At 62.2% G+C, this 13,574-nt stretch carries 17 protein-coding genes; 11 read left to right on the top strand and 6 right to left on the bottom strand.

Features of this window, described 5'->3' with window-relative positions; genetic code table 11:
- Positions 1-50 precede the first annotated feature (50 nt).
- On the top strand, positions 51-1,145 hold the full coding sequence (locus WA950_RS01765) for a calcium:proton antiporter (RefSeq protein WP_424549947.1): 1,095 nt from the start codon (positions 51-53) through the stop codon (positions 1,143-1,145).
- Between the two features lie 27 nt (positions 1,146-1,172).
- Here the strand turns inward: WA950_RS01765 and WA950_RS01760 are convergent, their stop codons facing one another.
- Positions 1,173-1,406 carry a hypothetical protein gene (locus WA950_RS01760; RefSeq protein WP_424549946.1) on the bottom strand — a complete coding sequence of 78 codons (234 nt, stop codon included), beginning with the start codon at positions 1,404-1,406 and terminating at the stop codon, positions 1,173-1,175.
- Positions 1,407-1,528: 122 nt separating this feature from the next.
- A complete protein-coding gene (locus WA950_RS01755; protein WP_424549945.1) occupies positions 1,529-2,731 on the bottom strand; it encodes a pyridoxal phosphate-dependent aminotransferase in 1,203 nt (400 codons plus the stop codon).
- Positions 2,732-3,057: 326 nt separating this feature from the next.
- Between WA950_RS01755 and WA950_RS01750 the strand changes: the two genes are divergently transcribed.
- From WA950_RS01750 to WA950_RS01725, 6 genes are all read left to right on the top strand, one after another.
- Entirely contained in the window at positions 3,058-3,966 is a 909-nt protein-coding gene (locus WA950_RS01750) for an EAL domain-containing protein (protein WP_424549944.1), read from the top strand.
- Between the two features lie 174 nt (positions 3,967-4,140).
- Complete coding sequence (locus WA950_RS01745) at positions 4,141-4,344, top strand: hypothetical protein (protein WP_424549943.1); 204 nt, start codon at positions 4,141-4,143, stop codon at positions 4,342-4,344.
- A 74-nt stretch (positions 4,345-4,418) separates the two neighbouring features.
- Positions 4,419-5,588 carry a PQQ-dependent sugar dehydrogenase gene (locus WA950_RS01740; protein WP_424549942.1) on the top strand — a complete coding sequence of 390 codons (1,170 nt, stop codon included), beginning with the start codon at positions 4,419-4,421 and terminating at the stop codon, positions 5,586-5,588.
- Between the two features lie 91 nt (positions 5,589-5,679).
- The gene (locus WA950_RS01735) at positions 5,680-6,582 is read left to right on the top strand and encodes a DMT family transporter (RefSeq protein ID WP_424549941.1); all 903 of its coding nucleotides are present in this window, start codon (positions 5,680-5,682) and stop codon (positions 6,580-6,582) included.
- A gap of 413 nt (positions 6,583-6,995) precedes the next feature.
- The gene (locus WA950_RS01730; protein ID WP_203424100.1) at positions 6,996-7,211 is read left to right on the top strand and encodes a cold-shock protein; all 216 of its coding nucleotides are present in this window, start codon (positions 6,996-6,998) and stop codon (positions 7,209-7,211) included.
- Positions 7,212-7,345: 134 nt separating this feature from the next.
- On the top strand, positions 7,346-7,780 hold the full coding sequence (locus WA950_RS01725; protein ID WP_424549940.1) for a BA14K family protein: 435 nt from the start codon (positions 7,346-7,348) through the stop codon (positions 7,778-7,780).
- 76 nt (positions 7,781-7,856) lie between these two features.
- Here WA950_RS01725 and WA950_RS01720 read toward each other — a convergent pair whose 3' ends face one another.
- The 3 genes from WA950_RS01720 to WA950_RS01710 form a co-directional block, all read right to left on the bottom strand.
- A complete protein-coding gene (locus WA950_RS01720) occupies positions 7,857-8,498 on the bottom strand; it encodes an MBL fold metallo-hydrolase (protein WP_424550059.1) in 642 nt (213 codons plus the stop codon).
- Between the two features lie 75 nt (positions 8,499-8,573).
- Positions 8,574-8,735, bottom strand: a complete 162-nt coding sequence (locus WA950_RS01715) for a hypothetical protein (RefSeq protein ID WP_424549939.1) — start codon at positions 8,733-8,735, stop codon at positions 8,574-8,576.
- 122 nt (positions 8,736-8,857) lie between these two features.
- Complete coding sequence (locus WA950_RS01710) at positions 8,858-9,316, bottom strand: Lrp/AsnC family transcriptional regulator (RefSeq protein WP_424549938.1); 459 nt, start codon at positions 9,314-9,316, stop codon at positions 8,858-8,860.
- 129 nt (positions 9,317-9,445) lie between these two features.
- Here WA950_RS01710 and hppD point away from each other — a divergent pair, with 129 nt between their 5' ends.
- Together hppD and WA950_RS01700 are read left to right on the top strand one after the other, a co-directional pair.
- Positions 9,446-10,552, top strand: a complete 1,107-nt coding sequence (hppD, locus tag WA950_RS01705) for a 4-hydroxyphenylpyruvate dioxygenase (RefSeq protein WP_424549937.1) — start codon at positions 9,446-9,448, stop codon at positions 10,550-10,552.
- Between the two features lie 245 nt (positions 10,553-10,797).
- The gene (locus WA950_RS01700; protein WP_424549936.1) at positions 10,798-11,067 is read left to right on the top strand and encodes a hypothetical protein; all 270 of its coding nucleotides are present in this window, start codon (positions 10,798-10,800) and stop codon (positions 11,065-11,067) included.
- Between the two features lie 121 nt (positions 11,068-11,188).
- On the opposite strand, the gene WA950_RS01695 is transcribed toward WA950_RS01700, so the two are convergent.
- Positions 11,189-12,076, bottom strand: a complete 888-nt coding sequence (locus WA950_RS01695; RefSeq protein ID WP_424549935.1) for a branched-chain amino acid aminotransferase — start codon at positions 12,074-12,076, stop codon at positions 11,189-11,191.
- A gap of 269 nt (positions 12,077-12,345) precedes the next feature.
- Here WA950_RS01695 and WA950_RS01690 point away from each other — a divergent pair, with 269 nt between their 5' ends.
- Both WA950_RS01690 and WA950_RS01685 read left to right on the top strand, forming a co-directional pair.
- Positions 12,346-12,822, top strand: a complete 477-nt coding sequence (locus WA950_RS01690) for a MarR family winged helix-turn-helix transcriptional regulator (protein ID WP_424550058.1) — start codon at positions 12,346-12,348, stop codon at positions 12,820-12,822.
- Positions 12,823-12,845: 23 nt separating this feature from the next.
- Complete coding sequence (locus WA950_RS01685) at positions 12,846-13,553, top strand: response regulator (protein ID WP_424549934.1); 708 nt, start codon at positions 12,846-12,848, stop codon at positions 13,551-13,553.
- The last annotated feature ends 21 nt before the right edge of the window (positions 13,554-13,574 follow it).

Genomic DNA, 13,574 nt, shown 5'->3' with positions numbered 1-13,574 from the left:
CGGCGCGTCTACATCTAGTTGAGCACCATCTGCCCGGGAGGCCGCCGCCTATGCTCTCCAGCCTGCTGAAGGAACGCCTCCTGTTCGTCGGCCTCGCCGCCGCAATGCTTGCCTATATGACGGAACACAGCCTGCTCGGCATGGGGCGTCTGCCTGTCCTCGTCGCCGCCTTCGCGCTGGTCGCCGCAATCATCCTGGTTTCCACCCGCATCGCCCATCATGCGGAAATCCTCGCCTCCAAGGTCGGCGATCCCTACGGCACGATGATCCTGACGCTCTCGGCGGTGCTGGTGGAAGTCGTCGTGCTGGCGATCATGATGCAGGGCGATACGTCGCCAACGCTGGTGCGCGACACGATCTATGCCGCCGTGATGCTGGACATCAACGGCATCCTCGGCCTTGCGGCCCTGCTCGGCGGCCTCCGGCACGGGGAGCAGCCCTACAACGACGATTCCGGCAAGACCTACGGCGTGATGATCCTGACGGCCATGGGCATTTCCATGGTCGTGCCGGAATTCGTGCCGCGCGAGAGCTGGCATCTCTACTCCGCCTTCACCATCGGCGCGATGATCGCGCTCTATGCCGTCTTCCTGCGCATGCAGGTCGGCGCGCACAGCTATTTCTTCAGCTACGCCTATCCCCGCGCCGAGCGGATGGAAGGCGGGCATGGCGAGACATCGGACGAGTCCGAACCGGCGACCTTCTCGATCGTCGTGATCGTCATCGGCGTCGTGCTGATCGGCGCGCTGGCGGAGGTCATGTCGGTGCTGCTGGGCGCGGGCCTCAAGGGCACGGGCGCGCCCCCCGCGCTGATGGCCGTGGTCGTCGCCGCAATTTCCGCAGCGCCGGAAATCCTGACGGCGCTGCGCGCGGCGCTCGCCAACCGCATGCAGTCCGTCGTCAACATCGCCATGGGCGCTTCTCTCTCGACGGTCATCCTCACGGTGCCCGTCATGGAAGCGATCGCGCTCTATACCGGCCAGCCCTTCATCATGGCCATGTCGCCGACCCAGACCGTGATGGTGACGATCACGCTGATCGCCGCCGCCATCAACCTCAATGACGGCCAGACGAACGCCATCGAAGGGATGACGCACTTCATCCTCTTCGCGACATTCGTTATGCTGACGCTGATCGGGCTTTAAGCTGTCCGGCTAAATCGCTGGAATCGCTTAGCGGCGCATCCCGCCGACATGGTACTCGCCGGGATCGTTGCGCATGGAGCGGTACTTCTCCGGATTGTTGAAGAAGTAGTCCCAGGCCGTCATCATGGCCGGACGCTCGCTGACCACGATCTTGCCGTTCGGTGCCTGCTCGCTGCGCTCGCCATAACCATCGGCAGCAAGCGAAGAGGTCGCGGCGGTGAGCGCCATGAGGGCGGCAAGGCAAAGGGGCGTGGCTTTCATGATCGTTTGCTCCGGTGTTTCCGTATTCGCCACTATATCGGTAACGAAGGCGGAAATTGCATCGGCGGGAAACAAAAAACCCGCCGTTTCCGGCGGGTTTCTCATTCGATAGGCAGTGCTGCTTACTTGCAGGCGGCGCAGAAGCGCTGGATGCGCTTGCAGGCTTCCTCGAGCTGGGCTTCGGACGTCGCGTAGGAAATGCGGAAGTTCGGGCCGAGGCCGAAGGCCGAGCCGTGCACGACAGCGACGCCTTCCGATTCGAGCAGTTCCGACACGAAGTCCTCATCCGTCTCGATGACCTTGCCCGACGGCGCGGTCTTGCCGATCAGGCCCTTGCAGGACGGATAGACGTAGAACGCACCTTCCGGCGACGGGCACTCGATGCCCTTGGCCTGGTTGAGCATGGAGACGACGAGGTCGCGGCGACCTTCGAAGATCTTCTTGTTTTCCGGGATGAAATCCTGCGTGCCGTTCAGCGCCTCGACGGCCGCCCACTGCGCGATCGAGCAGGCGCCCGACGTCTGCTGGCCCTGGATCATGTCCATGGCCTTGATCAGGCTCAGCGGGCCGGCCGCATAGCCGATACGCCAGCCGGTCATCGCATAGGCCTTGGAAACGCCGTTCATGGTCAGCGTGCGGTCATAAAGGCCGGGCTCGACTTCGACCGGGGTGGCGAACTTGAAATCGCCGTAGGTCAGGTGCTCGTACATGTCGTCGGTCAACACCCAGACATGCGGATGACGCATCAGCACATCGGTCAGCGCCTTCAGCTCGTCATGGCTGTAGGCCGCGCCCGACGGGTTGGACGGCGAGTTGAAGATGAACCACTTGGTCTTGGGCGTGATCGCCTTTTCCAGGTCTTCGGCCTTCAGCTTGAACTTGTTTTCCTGGGTCGTCGCGACGAAGACGGGCGTGCCGCCGCACAGCGACACCATTTCCGGATAGGATACCCAGTAAGGCGTCGGAATAACGACTTCATCGCCTGCGTTCATCGTCGCCATGAAGGCGTTGAAAAGAATCTGCTTTCCACCCGTGCCGACGATGGTCTGCGCGGCGGTGTAGTCGAGATTGTTCTCGCGCTTGAACTTCTTGGCGATCGCCTCGCGCAGTTCCGGGATGCCGGAAACCGGCGTGTACTTCGTCTCGCCGCGGTTGATCGCCTCGATGGCGGCCTGCTTGATATTGTCCGGCGTATCGAAGTCCGGCTCGCCCGCGCCAAGCCCGATGACATCGCGGCCTTTCGCTTTCAGCTCGCGCGCTTTCTGGGAAACAGCAATGGTGGCGGAAGGCTTCACACGGGAAAGGGCGTCGGCAAGAAAGGCCATGATGGAGATGTCCTCATCGGGTTCAAGGATGGCTTGACGCCATGGACCCGGAACACCGGGTTCCATAGCGGTTAGGTCTATGTCGAATGTGGGCCGGTCTTGCAAGCGCGAAGGGCGAAAAAAGCGGGAAAACCGGGCGCGTGCGCAAAATTTCATGAACCGTATCACCGACATGAATGGGTCGCGGCGGCATGACCGGCAGATCACACGAAATGGTTGAAAAACAACAAGGAAGCCGAGAGCTTTACGCGAAAGATTAAACCGGCGTTAACAGATCCAGGCCTATTCTCTCATTAAGACTATCGTTCCGGCGGGTGGTGCGCTGCATGAGCGAAAGAAGCATCTTTTCCAATCTTGTCCGCCAGGCCGATGGCGCTTTCAGCGCGGTCTATGGCCCCTATCTGCTGCAATCCGCCCTTCAGCCGCTCTTTGCCGAAGGAATGGATGGAGAATTGCAGATCGCCGCCTTCAAGGGCCTGATCCGCGCCAGCGCGGATGGCATGCCCTGCTCTCCCGGCGAATTCTTCCAGACCGTGCCCGAGGAGGAGCGCAGTGCGGTGGATGGCCTTTGCCGCAGCCTGCACATCCTCAATACCGGCGCGCTGGGCCGCCGTGATACGGCCCTCATCATCAACTTTCACGCCGGTCTCTATATGACGCCGCAGGCCATGCGCCAGGAAATGGAGCGGCTGCGGCTGGCTGCGCACCAGGCCGGCATGCCGCCCGACGCCATTGCCTGCGAAATCCGCCAGCACGCCGATGACGACCCGGACACGCCGGCGCTCTTTGCGGCACGGATACATGAAAGCGGCTTTTCCATCGCGATCGACGATTATTCCGGCGACGACCGCGACCTCGAACGCCTGCAGCGCCTCAAGCCGCAATTCGTCACCTTCGATACCGCCTGGCTGCGCGGCTTTGCGCAAAACTCCGCCGGGCTGGCCCTGCTGCGCCTCGTTCTCGGCCAGTTCGCGGCCAAGGGCATTCGCGCCATCGTCGCCGGGATCGAGGACCCGGACATGATCGACCTCTGCCGCGAGATGGGCGGTCCGCTGATGCAGGGCTATCTGCTCGCCCGACCGGAACTTGCCCCCACTTCCTTCAACCTCACCTTTCCCGATGCCGGCTACGTGCCGCAAGCGAACCCTGCCGAAACCACCGCGACAAGCCTCCCTTCCCCCGTTGAAACGCCTGTCGTCCGCCCGCTGCGCCAGTTCGGAAAGCGCGGCGTATAGAACGGTAGAAAGCGACGGTCTATTCGACCGAACATGCTGAAATTCCGCCTTTTTTACCTTGCCGTCTTTTCGCCACAATAAATGTCGGGACTTGCCGTAATTCGGTCCTTGTCACGCCGATTTCCGCAGGCTTTTTCACACTCACAAAAGAGAGCGCAAGGCAGGGGGAGAACGATGTTTCTGGACGAAGACAAGGTCGGCAGATCGCCGAAGGCCCGCGAATCGCGTGCCATGTTCCTGATCGCCATGACAGCGCTCGCCGCTTGTGTGGTCATGGTCATCAGCCTGATGTCGCCACCTGCCGCAGCGGGTCTCGACATGATCAAGACCTCCGGCATCGAGAAGACGGTCCCGGAGGCCGGCCCCACGCAAAATTGACCTTCGCTTACCCATCGCGCCCTTGAAAGGCACCGCACTCTGGGCCAGTTAAGGTCAACGTGCAGGAGATCGCGATGCGACTGGACAAGAGCGACTTGAAAGACCTTCTCAGAGGCGCCACCGCCACGCTTCTCCTCGTTCTCGGTTTTTCCGCCGCCCCTTCCGCCGCGCAGACCCGCGAGATCCCCAGCAAGAAGGCCGCCCTCACCGTCGAGACGCTGGCGAGCGGCCTCAAGAAGCCCTGGTCCGTCGAAGTGCTGCCGGACGGCGGCTATCTCGTCTCGGAAAAGGGCGGCACGCTCCGCATTGTCCGCAACGGTGAGGTTTCCGCGCCCGTCAGCGGCGTGCCGGAAGTCGCGACGAACGGCCAGGGCGGCCTGCTCGACCTTGCGCTTGCCCCTGATTTCGCCGCCAGCCGCATGCTCTACTTCACCTACAGCGCCCGCGGCGATGGCGGCTCCGGCACCGCTGTCGCAAAGGCGAGGCTCTCGGAGGACGGAACGAAGCTTGAAGACGCAACCCGCATCTTCCTGATGAGCCGTCTTACCACGCGTGGCCAGCATTTCGGCTCACGCATCGCGGTCGCCCCAGACGGCAGCCTGTTCTTCGGCATCGGCGACCGTGGCGAAGGCGGCCGCGCGCAGGATCCGCGCGACCACGCTGGCGCAATCCTTCATATCAACCCGGACGGCAGCCCGGCAGCCGACAACCCCTTCCGCGGCACGTCCGACGGCCTTGCGGAAATCTGGTCGAAAGGGCACCGCAATCCCCAGGGCCTTGCCATTGACCCGAAGGACGGCACGCTGCTTTCGGTCGAACACGGCGCGCGAGGCGGCGACGAGATCAACAACCCGCAGCCCGGCCGCAACTACGGCTGGCCGCTGGTCTCCTATGGAAGACACTATTCGGGCGCCGAGTTCGAGCTTGGATCGTCGGCCAGGGACTACGAACCGCCTCTCTATTATTGGGATCCGTCCATCGCGCCTGGCGCCATCGCCGTCTATCGCGGTCCGATGTTTCCGGAATGGGACGGCAACCTGATCGTCGCCGCGCTGAAATACCAGCTCGTCGCCCGTCTCGAGCGGGACGACAGTGGCGCGGTCCTTTCGGAAGAGCGGCTGTTCGCGGGCGAATTCGGACGCATCCGCGATGTCGTGGTCGCGCCGGACGGGGCGCTGCTTCTCCTCACGGACGAAGCCGACGGCGCCTTGCTGCGCGTTGCCCGCTCCACCGTGGTGGACTGACACCTCCCCCTCTCTTGTCTGTAACGCGCGCTGCTGATAGCAGAACGACCCGGCGCAGCCGCGCCACGTTCCTCCCACCAGGGTACGACACATGACGCGCGTTCAGGCGAACCTTCTCCTGTTGCTGGCCGGCGCCATCTGGGGCGCGGGCTTCATTGCCCAGTCGACGGCGATGGAGTCACTCGGTCCGATCTGGTTCATCGGGCTGAGGTTCATCGTCGCCACCTTCGTCGCCCTCCCCTTCGCATTATGGGAAAAAGCGCGCGCAGCAAGCGCGGTGCGACCGGCGGACATCATCGGCTTCGTGCTGACGGGTCTCGCCCTGTTTGCCGCCGCCGTCTTCCAGCAGGTCGGCCTTCTCACCACGACCGTCACCAATTCGGGCTTCCTGACCGGCCTCTATGTCGTCTTCACGCCGATCCTGACGGTGCTGGTTCTGCGCCGCAGGCCGCACTGGATCATCTGGCCGGCCGCCCTCATGGCCTCCTTCGGCATCTTCCTGCTTTCCGGCGGCACGCTTTCGGCCCTCACGGTCGGCGACATGCTGACCATCGTCTGCGCGGTGCTCTGGTCGGTGCAGATGATCTGCGTCGGCGTCTTCGCCGGCCGGTCCGGCCGGCCGATCGCCCTGTCGCTCGTGCAGTTTGCCGTCTGCGGTGTGCTCGGTTGCGCTGCCGGCATCCTGTTCGAACCCGTCAGCCTCGCCGCCATCAAGGGCGCCTTGCCGGAAATCCTTTATGCCGGCCTCTTTTCGAGCGGCATCGCCTTCATTTTCCAGAATGTCGCCCAGCGCTATACGACCGCACCACAGGCAGCCATCTTCCTTTCCAGCGAAGCGTTGTTCGCCGCCCTTTTCGGCGTGATGCTTCTGGGAGAGACGATCAGCACCGCCGGCTATATCGGTTGCGCCATCATCTTCGCGGCAATGCTTGCGGTGGAACTGGTGCCGGAAATCCTGCGCGGCCGACGTCAGGGCAAGCCCGTCGAAGTATGATTGCGCGCAATCCATCGGCCTTTCTTTGGCAGCGCAATATAGATCACGCCGGATCGTGCAAAGTCTCGTAAAATCTGCGGGATTTTTCGGCAACCGCCCGGATTTTGACCAAAGTGAGGCGCATCAAACTCGCCCCAAAACTTTTGCTTGCCAATTTGACGCAAACGCATCAATCTTGCCTAGTTCGGGCAATTTGCGAACACGGGAAGACCTTGAATAAAAGCGCGCCGGAGACGCGAAACAATTCCGGGCGGTCAACATCTGGATGGTCTTAGTGCCTTGTGGTTGGCTGGCTGCGGTAAAAACAGGATCCTTTCCTCAACCTCGAGAACTGCCTGCCTAACGCCCCTCGGGGCAAATCTGACATGCTTCCCGCCGCCAAGTGTGCGGACGGAGAGAAAAGGACCTGACGCATGGCCGAAACTGGCACTGTAAAATTCTTCAACACCGAGAAGGGCTTTGGCTTCATCAAGCCCGACAACGGTGGTGCGGACATCTTCGTACATATCTCTGCTGTGCAGGCTTCCGGCCTGAACGGCCTTTCCGAGAACCAGAAGGTAAGCTTCGACACGGAACCCGATCGCCGCGGCAAAGGCCCGAAGGCGGTTAACCTGCAGATCTCCGGCTAATCCGGTACTCTCAGGATTTTCAGTTGGAGCCCGGCAGAGATGCCGGGTTTTTTCGTTCAGCCCCCATTCAGCCGCAGTCTTCTAGTTTGTTCCCGTTATCGACCGGCATGGGCCGGATCCAAAGGAACGACGTCATGAACAAAGCCATCAAGACACTCGTGCTGTCCGTAGCCGTTGCCGCGACGACGCTCACCGCGACCGCCGGTATTGCCACGGCGCGCGACCGCGACGGCTACTGGCGCGGAGACAGCGGCCACCGCCATCATCGCCGTGACCGCGATCGCGACGCCCTGATCGGTGGCGCGCTGGGCCTGGCCACCGGGGTCATCATCGGCGGCGCGCTGGCATCCCAGCCCCGTTATGAGGAACGCCGCTATGTGGAGCCGGAATACTATCCGGAACCCGAGCCCCGCGTGATCTATCGCCGCCAGCCGGTCTACGCGCCGAGCTACGAACCCTGGACCCAGTCCTGGTACGATTACTGCGCGCAGCGCTACCGCTCGTTCAACCCGCAAAGCGGCACCTTCGTCGGCTATGACGGCCGCGAGCATTTCTGCACCGCAGGCTGAAAATCCGGCATGCCTGAATCAAGAAGCGAGCACCGCAAGGCGCTCGCTTTTTGTTCAGGCCATCGCTTTTTTTGCGCTAAAGCCCGCGCAGGAACGGGTTGGTGCGCCGCTCCTCGCCGATCTTTCCGCCCGGTCCGTGACCGCAGATGAAGCCGACCTCGTCGCCCAGCGGGAACACCTTGTCGCGGATCGAATCCAGAAGCTGCTGGTGGTCGCCGCCCGGCAGGTCCGTGCGCCCGATCGAGCCCTGGAAAAGCACGTCGCCGAGATGGGCAAAACCCTGACTGCGGTTGAAATAGATCACATGGCCCGGCGCGTGGCCCGGCGTGTGGTAGACCTCGAATTCATGATCGCCGAAAGACACCGTGTCGCCGTCTTCCAGCCAGCGATCCGGCACGACATTGCTGACCTTCATCGGCACGCCGAACATCGAGGCCTGTGCTTCCAGCCGTTGCAGCAGCGAAAGATCGTCCTTGTGCGGGCCGATAATGTCGATGCCGAGCGTGTCCTTCAGTTCCTTCGCCCCGCCCGCATGATCGATATGGCCATGCGTCAGCCAGATCGCCTTCAGCGCGATGCCGTTTTCCTTGACCGTCTGAAGGATCACGTCGACATCGCCGCCCGGATCGACGACCACGCCTTCCTTCGTCTCCGTATCGAAGAGAATGGTGCAGTTCTGCTGGAAGGGAGTGACGGGAATGATGCCCGCCTGAAGCATGCCCATGGGGTCCTCGCTCGATTGCCGCTTGTCGATCCCGTATAGCCGCAACGGTGGGGCAAGACCAAGCGCGAACTAGCGCAGGCTGGCGATCTGCGGCGCCTCGACGGGGGCAAGCGTCGGCGATACCGTCGAGAAGAGAAGCGCGATGACCGCAATGTTCAGCGCCGCATAAAGATAGACGACCGGGCGGAGGCGGTTGACCACCGGGTTCTGTCGCTTCGTGTTGGATCGCATCGTCCTGCTCCCTGCTCCCGGCCGTATTCGCGCCTGTGGATTGCTTCTATAGCGGCGCGGAAAACCGGTCTGTTCCAATGGAAACAGGCCAAGCTGGACGGCTGCTGCCCGGACAACAGCGATCAGAGCGGCAGGGCGATGGTTTCCTTCAGCGTGTCGAGAACGATCGCCGTCTTCACATGCGAAACGGATTCATGCGGCAGCAGCACATCATTGACGAAGGCAGACAGCGCCTTGAGGTTCGGCACCACGACCTTGATGATGTAATCCATCTCGCCCGTCAGCGAGAATGCCTCCAGCACTTCCGGCAGGCCGGAAATCAGCTTTGCGAAACGCACCGCATTGTCGCGGTTGTGGTTCGAAAGCGTCACGGTAACGACGATGACGATGCCGAGATCGAGCTTCTCCCGGTCGAGTTCCGCCCGGTAGGCGCGGATGACGCCCTCCTCCTCCAGCCTTATGCGCCGGCGCGAGCATTGCGAGGGCGAAAGGTTGATGCGCTCCGACAGCTCATTGTTCGTCAGCCGCGCATCCTCCTGCAAATGCGCAAGCAGCTTGCGGTCAAAATCGTCGAGATGCACGGATCGCCCCCCTTACCTCATCAATATGCACGAACATTGCACGAAACTGCCAAAACGCAAGCACTATGCACACACATTGCATGGAATTCGCGCCATAATTGCCTCACATCATTTCGAGGAGGACGAACGATGGGCCCATTCCCGCATGACGCGCCGCCGGCGCTGATCACCGCCGAAAATCCGGCCGGGACCGACGGGTTCGAGTTCGTCGAGTTCGCCCATCCCCAGCCGGAAAAGCTCGAGGAACTGTTTGCCCGCATGGGCTACAGCAAGGTCGCCACCCATCGCACCAAAGCGATCTCCGTCTGGCGGCAGGGTGACATCAACTATGTCGTCAATGCCGAGCCCGGCTCGCACGCCATGAAGTTCACCGAGCTGCACGGCCCCTGCGCCGCCTCCATGGCCTGGCGCGTGGTGGATGCGAAACACGCCTTCGCGCATGCCGTCTCCAAGGGCGCGACGCCCTATGAAGGCGACGACAAGGCCCTCGACGTGCCCGCCATCGTCGGCATCGGCGGCTCGCTACTCTACTTCGTCGAGAAATACGGCGCCAAGGGCTCGGCCTATGATGCCGAATTCGAATGGACGGGCGAGCGCGATCCGAAGCCGCAGGGCGTCGGCTTCTACTATCTCGATCACCTCACCCACAACGTCTATCGCGGCAACATGGACAAGTGGTGGGATTTCTACCGCGAGCTTTTCGGCTTCCAGCAGATCCACTTCTTCGACATCGACGGCCGCATCACCGGCCTCGTCTCGCGCGCCATCACCTCGCCCTGCGGCAAGATCCGCATTCCGCTGAACGAATCGAAGGACGACACGAGCCAGATCGTCGAGTACCTGAAGAAGTACAAGGGCGAAGGCATACAGCACATCGCGGTCGGCACGGATGCGATCTACGACGCGACCGACAGGCTGGCCGAGAACGGCGTCACGTTCATGCCCGGCCCGCCGGACACCTATTACGACCGCTCCTATGTGCGCGTCGTCGGCCACGAAGAGCCGGTCGCGCGCATGAAGAAGCACGGCATCCTGATCGACGGCGAAGGCGTGGTCGATGGCGGCATGACGAAGATCCTGCTCCAGATCTTCTCGAAGACCGTGATCGGCCCGATTTTCTTCGAGTTCATCCAGAGAAAGGGCGACGAAGGTTTTGGCGAAGGCAACTTCCGGGCGCTCTTCGAATCGATCGAGGAAGACCAGATCCGCCGCGGTGTGATCGCAGCAGCAGAATAACAACCGCGGCAACCAAGCCACTGCGGGGAAGGAAGAGGCGGTCGCATTGCGGCCGCCTCTTTTCATGCGCGAAACTCCGGTGCACGAACTACACGGAGAAATTGACACGCCTCAAAATTGTCCGCACGTTGCGAATGCCGAGTCTTTCGGCAGCGGGCGTGCGGGCTCCAGACCGCGCCCCGGCAACGAGGTAAGCGTCCGGCTCGGGACAATGTCGTCCGGGCGGACCTTTCGGAGGGGAAGTCATGGAAGCATTGATGCCCATCATCACGCAGCTCATCGCCGGCGCCGTCGGCGGCAATGTTGCGGGCGCTGCCCTGAAACAGGTGGCTGTGAGCGCGATCGTGCGCACCATCGTCGGCGCTATCGGCGGCGTCGGCGGCGGTTTTCTCCTGCAAATGCTGGGTGGTGAAGCCGGCCTTTCGGGGCTTGTTGCCAACGGTGTCGGCGGCCTCGTCGGCGGCGGCGTGCTGACGGCCATCGTCGGCGCGGTTCTCGGCAAGAAGGCCGCCTGACGCCTGCACAAACAAAAGGCGGCCCGCAAGGGCCGCCAATTCTCTATCGAAGCCTGCTTTTCCTCCGCCGTTCGCCGGGCCCGCAGGCCCGGCTATGACGAAAGAGACGCTGAACCCGCGCTTATTCGGCGGCGGCAGCGACCGGATAGACTTCCTTCATATAGTCGTTCATCAGCGTTTCGCTGATCGTGCCCGGCGTGAAGCGGTACGGGCCGATTTCCGAAACCGGCGTCACTTCCGCGGCCGAACCGGTCAGGAAGCATTCCGAGAAATCCGACAGCTCTTCCGGCATGATCACCCGCTCGACCACCTCATAGCCGCGGCGCTTGGCAAGGCCGATGACCGTGCGGCGCGTGATGCCGTCGAGGAAGCAGTCCGGCACCGGCGTATGAATGACGCCGTCCTTGACGAAGAAGATATTGGCGCCGGTCGCTTCCGCCACCTGGCCGCGATAGTCGAGCATCATCGCATCGGCGTAGCCCTTGGCTTCGGCGGCATGCTTGGAGATGGTGCAGATCATGTAGAGGCCGGCGGCCTTCGACTTCGACGGCGCGGTCTTCGGGTCGGGGCGGCGATACTCGGCGATGTCCAGACGGATACCCTTCAGCTTTTCAGCCGGATTGAAGTAGCTGCCCCACTGCCAGATGGCGATGGCGACGTTGATGCGGTTGTTCTGCGCCGAGACGCCCATCATTTCCGAACCGCGCCAGGCGATCGGGCGCACATAAGCCTCGGAAAAGCCCTGGCGCTTCAGAAGTTCGATGCTCGCCGCGTCCAGTTCCTCGACCGTGTAGGGAATCTTGAAGCCGAGGATTTCGGCGGACTGGTGCAGGCGCTGGTTATGCTCGGTCAGCTTGAAGATGCGCCCGCCATAGGCGCGCTCGCCTTCGAAAACCGCGCTTGCATAGTGCAGGCCGTGCGTCAGCACGTGGATCTTCGCATCCTTCCAGTCGATGAACTCGCCGTTGAACCAGATTTGTCCATCCAGTTGGTCAAAAGGAACAGCCATGGTGTCATCCTCCGGCGCTCTCACGCGCCATTCTTTCAAGTTGATTGTTTCGCCTGTTACGGTCTAACCAGAACGGGCAGGATTACCTGATCGGATGGTAATCCGAATTGGGGATCGGAGAAACGCCGGATAGTCGTCGGCGCCCGGGAACCGCAATGTGAACGGACCCTAACAAGGGCGCAAAAATATGTCAACAAAGCTGACATATTTTGCTATAAATTACGCGGGGGCGGCAAGGCATGAAAGGAAATGACAACGTGGCCCGACAGATGCCGGACAAGAACGGCGATAGCGAGCTGCATGAGGACGCCATGACGGGCGACGGGCGCATCGATCTCGAGATCATCGAGGGCCTGTTCTTCGCCTATCGCGACTTCATTTCCGATCCGGACGCCATTCTCGAGAAGAGCGGCTTCGGCCGCGCCCATCACCGGGTCGTACACTTCGTCAACCGCGAGCCCGGCATGACGGTGGCGGACCTGCTCGACACGCTGAAGATCACCAAGCAGTCGCTTGCCCGCGTCTTGAAGCAGCTGATCGATTCCGGCTATATCCAGCAGGTGGCAGGCCCCGAGGACCGCCGCCAGCGCAGGCTCTATCCGACGCGGGCCGGACGGGACCTTGCGCTTGCGCTCGCAGAGCCGCAATCCCGCCGCATCGCCCGTGCATTCGAGGAGATGAACGCCGGCGATCGCCGGGTGGTGATCCGGTTCCTTACCGGCATGCAGAACGCCAAGAGCGAATAACAAATGGGCAGGAGGAGAAGACGATGACCGCTGCCGGCACGCCCTCCGATGACGCATCCCACCTTCTCGTCGTCGACGACGACACCCGTATTCGCGACCTTCTGAACCGTTACCTGATGGGTGCGGGTTTTCGCGTGACGGTGGCGGCAGATGCGGACGAGGCCCGGCGAAAGCTGCGTGGTCTCGATTTCGACCTCATCATCATGGACGTGATGATGCCCGGCGAAAGCGGCCTCACACTGACGAAGAGCCTGCGCGAGATCCGCCCCGTGCCGATCCTCATGCTGACGGCGCTTGCCGAATCCACGGCGCGCATCGAGGGCCTCGAAGCGGGTGCCGACGACTACCTGTCAAAACCCTTCGAGCCACGTGAACTGGTGCTGCGCATCAACAACATCCTGAAGCGCAACGCCGCCCCGACGACGCCGAAGATCGAGCAGGTAATGTTCGGTCCCTACACCTTCTCCATCGTACGCAAGGAGCTGAAGCGCGGCAGCGATCTGATCCGGCTCACCGATCGCGAACAGGACATCATGCTGCTCTTCGCCCAGCGCGCCGGCGAGACCATCCCGCGCCACGAGCTGATCGGCGAGGAAACCGAGGTCGGCGAACGCACCATCGACGTGCAGATCAACCGCCTGCGCCGCAAGATCGAGGACGATCCGTCCAATCCCATCTGGCTGCAGACGGTGCGCGGCATCGGCTACCGCCTGAGCGTCGAGCAGGTTTGACCGTGGGGCGCCCGGCTGAAA

The organism is Shinella sp., assembly GCF_049651085.1.
In the GTDB taxonomy this organism is placed as follows: Bacteria; Pseudomonadota; Alphaproteobacteria; order Rhizobiales; family Rhizobiaceae; genus Shinella.
The sequence above is the reverse complement of the archived record's forward strand: the minus strand, read 5'-3'. Positions and strand labels throughout refer to the sequence as shown.

What these genes read in the sequence shown, in the direction of transcription:
- WA950_RS01755 (WP_424549945.1), bottom strand. Translation starts at nt 2,731, where the DNA reads ATGGCCTTTCTTGCCGACGCCCTTTCCCGTGTGAAGCCTTCCGCCACC.
- WA950_RS01730 (WP_203424100.1), top strand. Translation starts at nt 6,996, where the DNA reads ATGGCCGAAACTGGCACTGTAAAATTCTTCAACACCGAGAAGGGCTTT.
- WA950_RS01700 (WP_424549936.1), top strand. Translation starts at nt 10,798, where the DNA reads ATGGAAGCATTGATGCCCATCATCACGCAGCTCATCGCCGGCGCCGTC.
- WA950_RS01740 (WP_424549942.1), top strand. Translation starts at nt 4,419, where the DNA reads ATGCGACTGGACAAGAGCGACTTGAAAGACCTTCTCAGAGGCGCCACC.
- WA950_RS01720 (WP_424550059.1), bottom strand. Translation starts at nt 8,498, where the DNA reads ATGCTTCAGGCGGGCATCATTCCCGTCACTCCCTTCCAGCAGAACTGC.
- WA950_RS01745 (WP_424549943.1), top strand. Translation starts at nt 4,141, where the DNA reads ATGTTTCTGGACGAAGACAAGGTCGGCAGATCGCCGAAGGCCCGCGAA.
- WA950_RS01690 (WP_424550058.1), top strand. Translation starts at nt 12,346, where the DNA reads ATGCCGGACAAGAACGGCGATAGCGAGCTGCATGAGGACGCCATGACG.
- WA950_RS01715 (WP_424549939.1), bottom strand. Translation starts at nt 8,735, where the DNA reads ATGCGATCCAACACGAAGCGACAGAACCCGGTGGTCAACCGCCTCCGC.
- hppD (WP_424549937.1), top strand. Translation starts at nt 9,446, where the DNA reads ATGGGCCCATTCCCGCATGACGCGCCGCCGGCGCTGATCACCGCCGAA.
- WA950_RS01695 (WP_424549935.1), bottom strand. Translation starts at nt 12,076, where the DNA reads ATGGCTGTTCCTTTTGACCAACTGGATGGACAAATCTGGTTCAACGGC.
- WA950_RS01760 (WP_424549946.1), bottom strand. Translation starts at nt 1,406, where the DNA reads ATGAAAGCCACGCCCCTTTGCCTTGCCGCCCTCATGGCGCTCACCGCC.
- WA950_RS01725 (WP_424549940.1), top strand. Translation starts at nt 7,346, where the DNA reads ATGAACAAAGCCATCAAGACACTCGTGCTGTCCGTAGCCGTTGCCGCG.
- WA950_RS01735 (WP_424549941.1), top strand. Translation starts at nt 5,680, where the DNA reads ATGACGCGCGTTCAGGCGAACCTTCTCCTGTTGCTGGCCGGCGCCATC.
- WA950_RS01685 (WP_424549934.1), top strand. Translation starts at nt 12,846, where the DNA reads ATGACCGCTGCCGGCACGCCCTCCGATGACGCATCCCACCTTCTCGTC.
- WA950_RS01750 (WP_424549944.1), top strand. Translation starts at nt 3,058, where the DNA reads ATGAGCGAAAGAAGCATCTTTTCCAATCTTGTCCGCCAGGCCGATGGC.
- WA950_RS01765 (WP_424549947.1), top strand. Translation starts at nt 51, where the DNA reads ATGCTCTCCAGCCTGCTGAAGGAACGCCTCCTGTTCGTCGGCCTCGCC.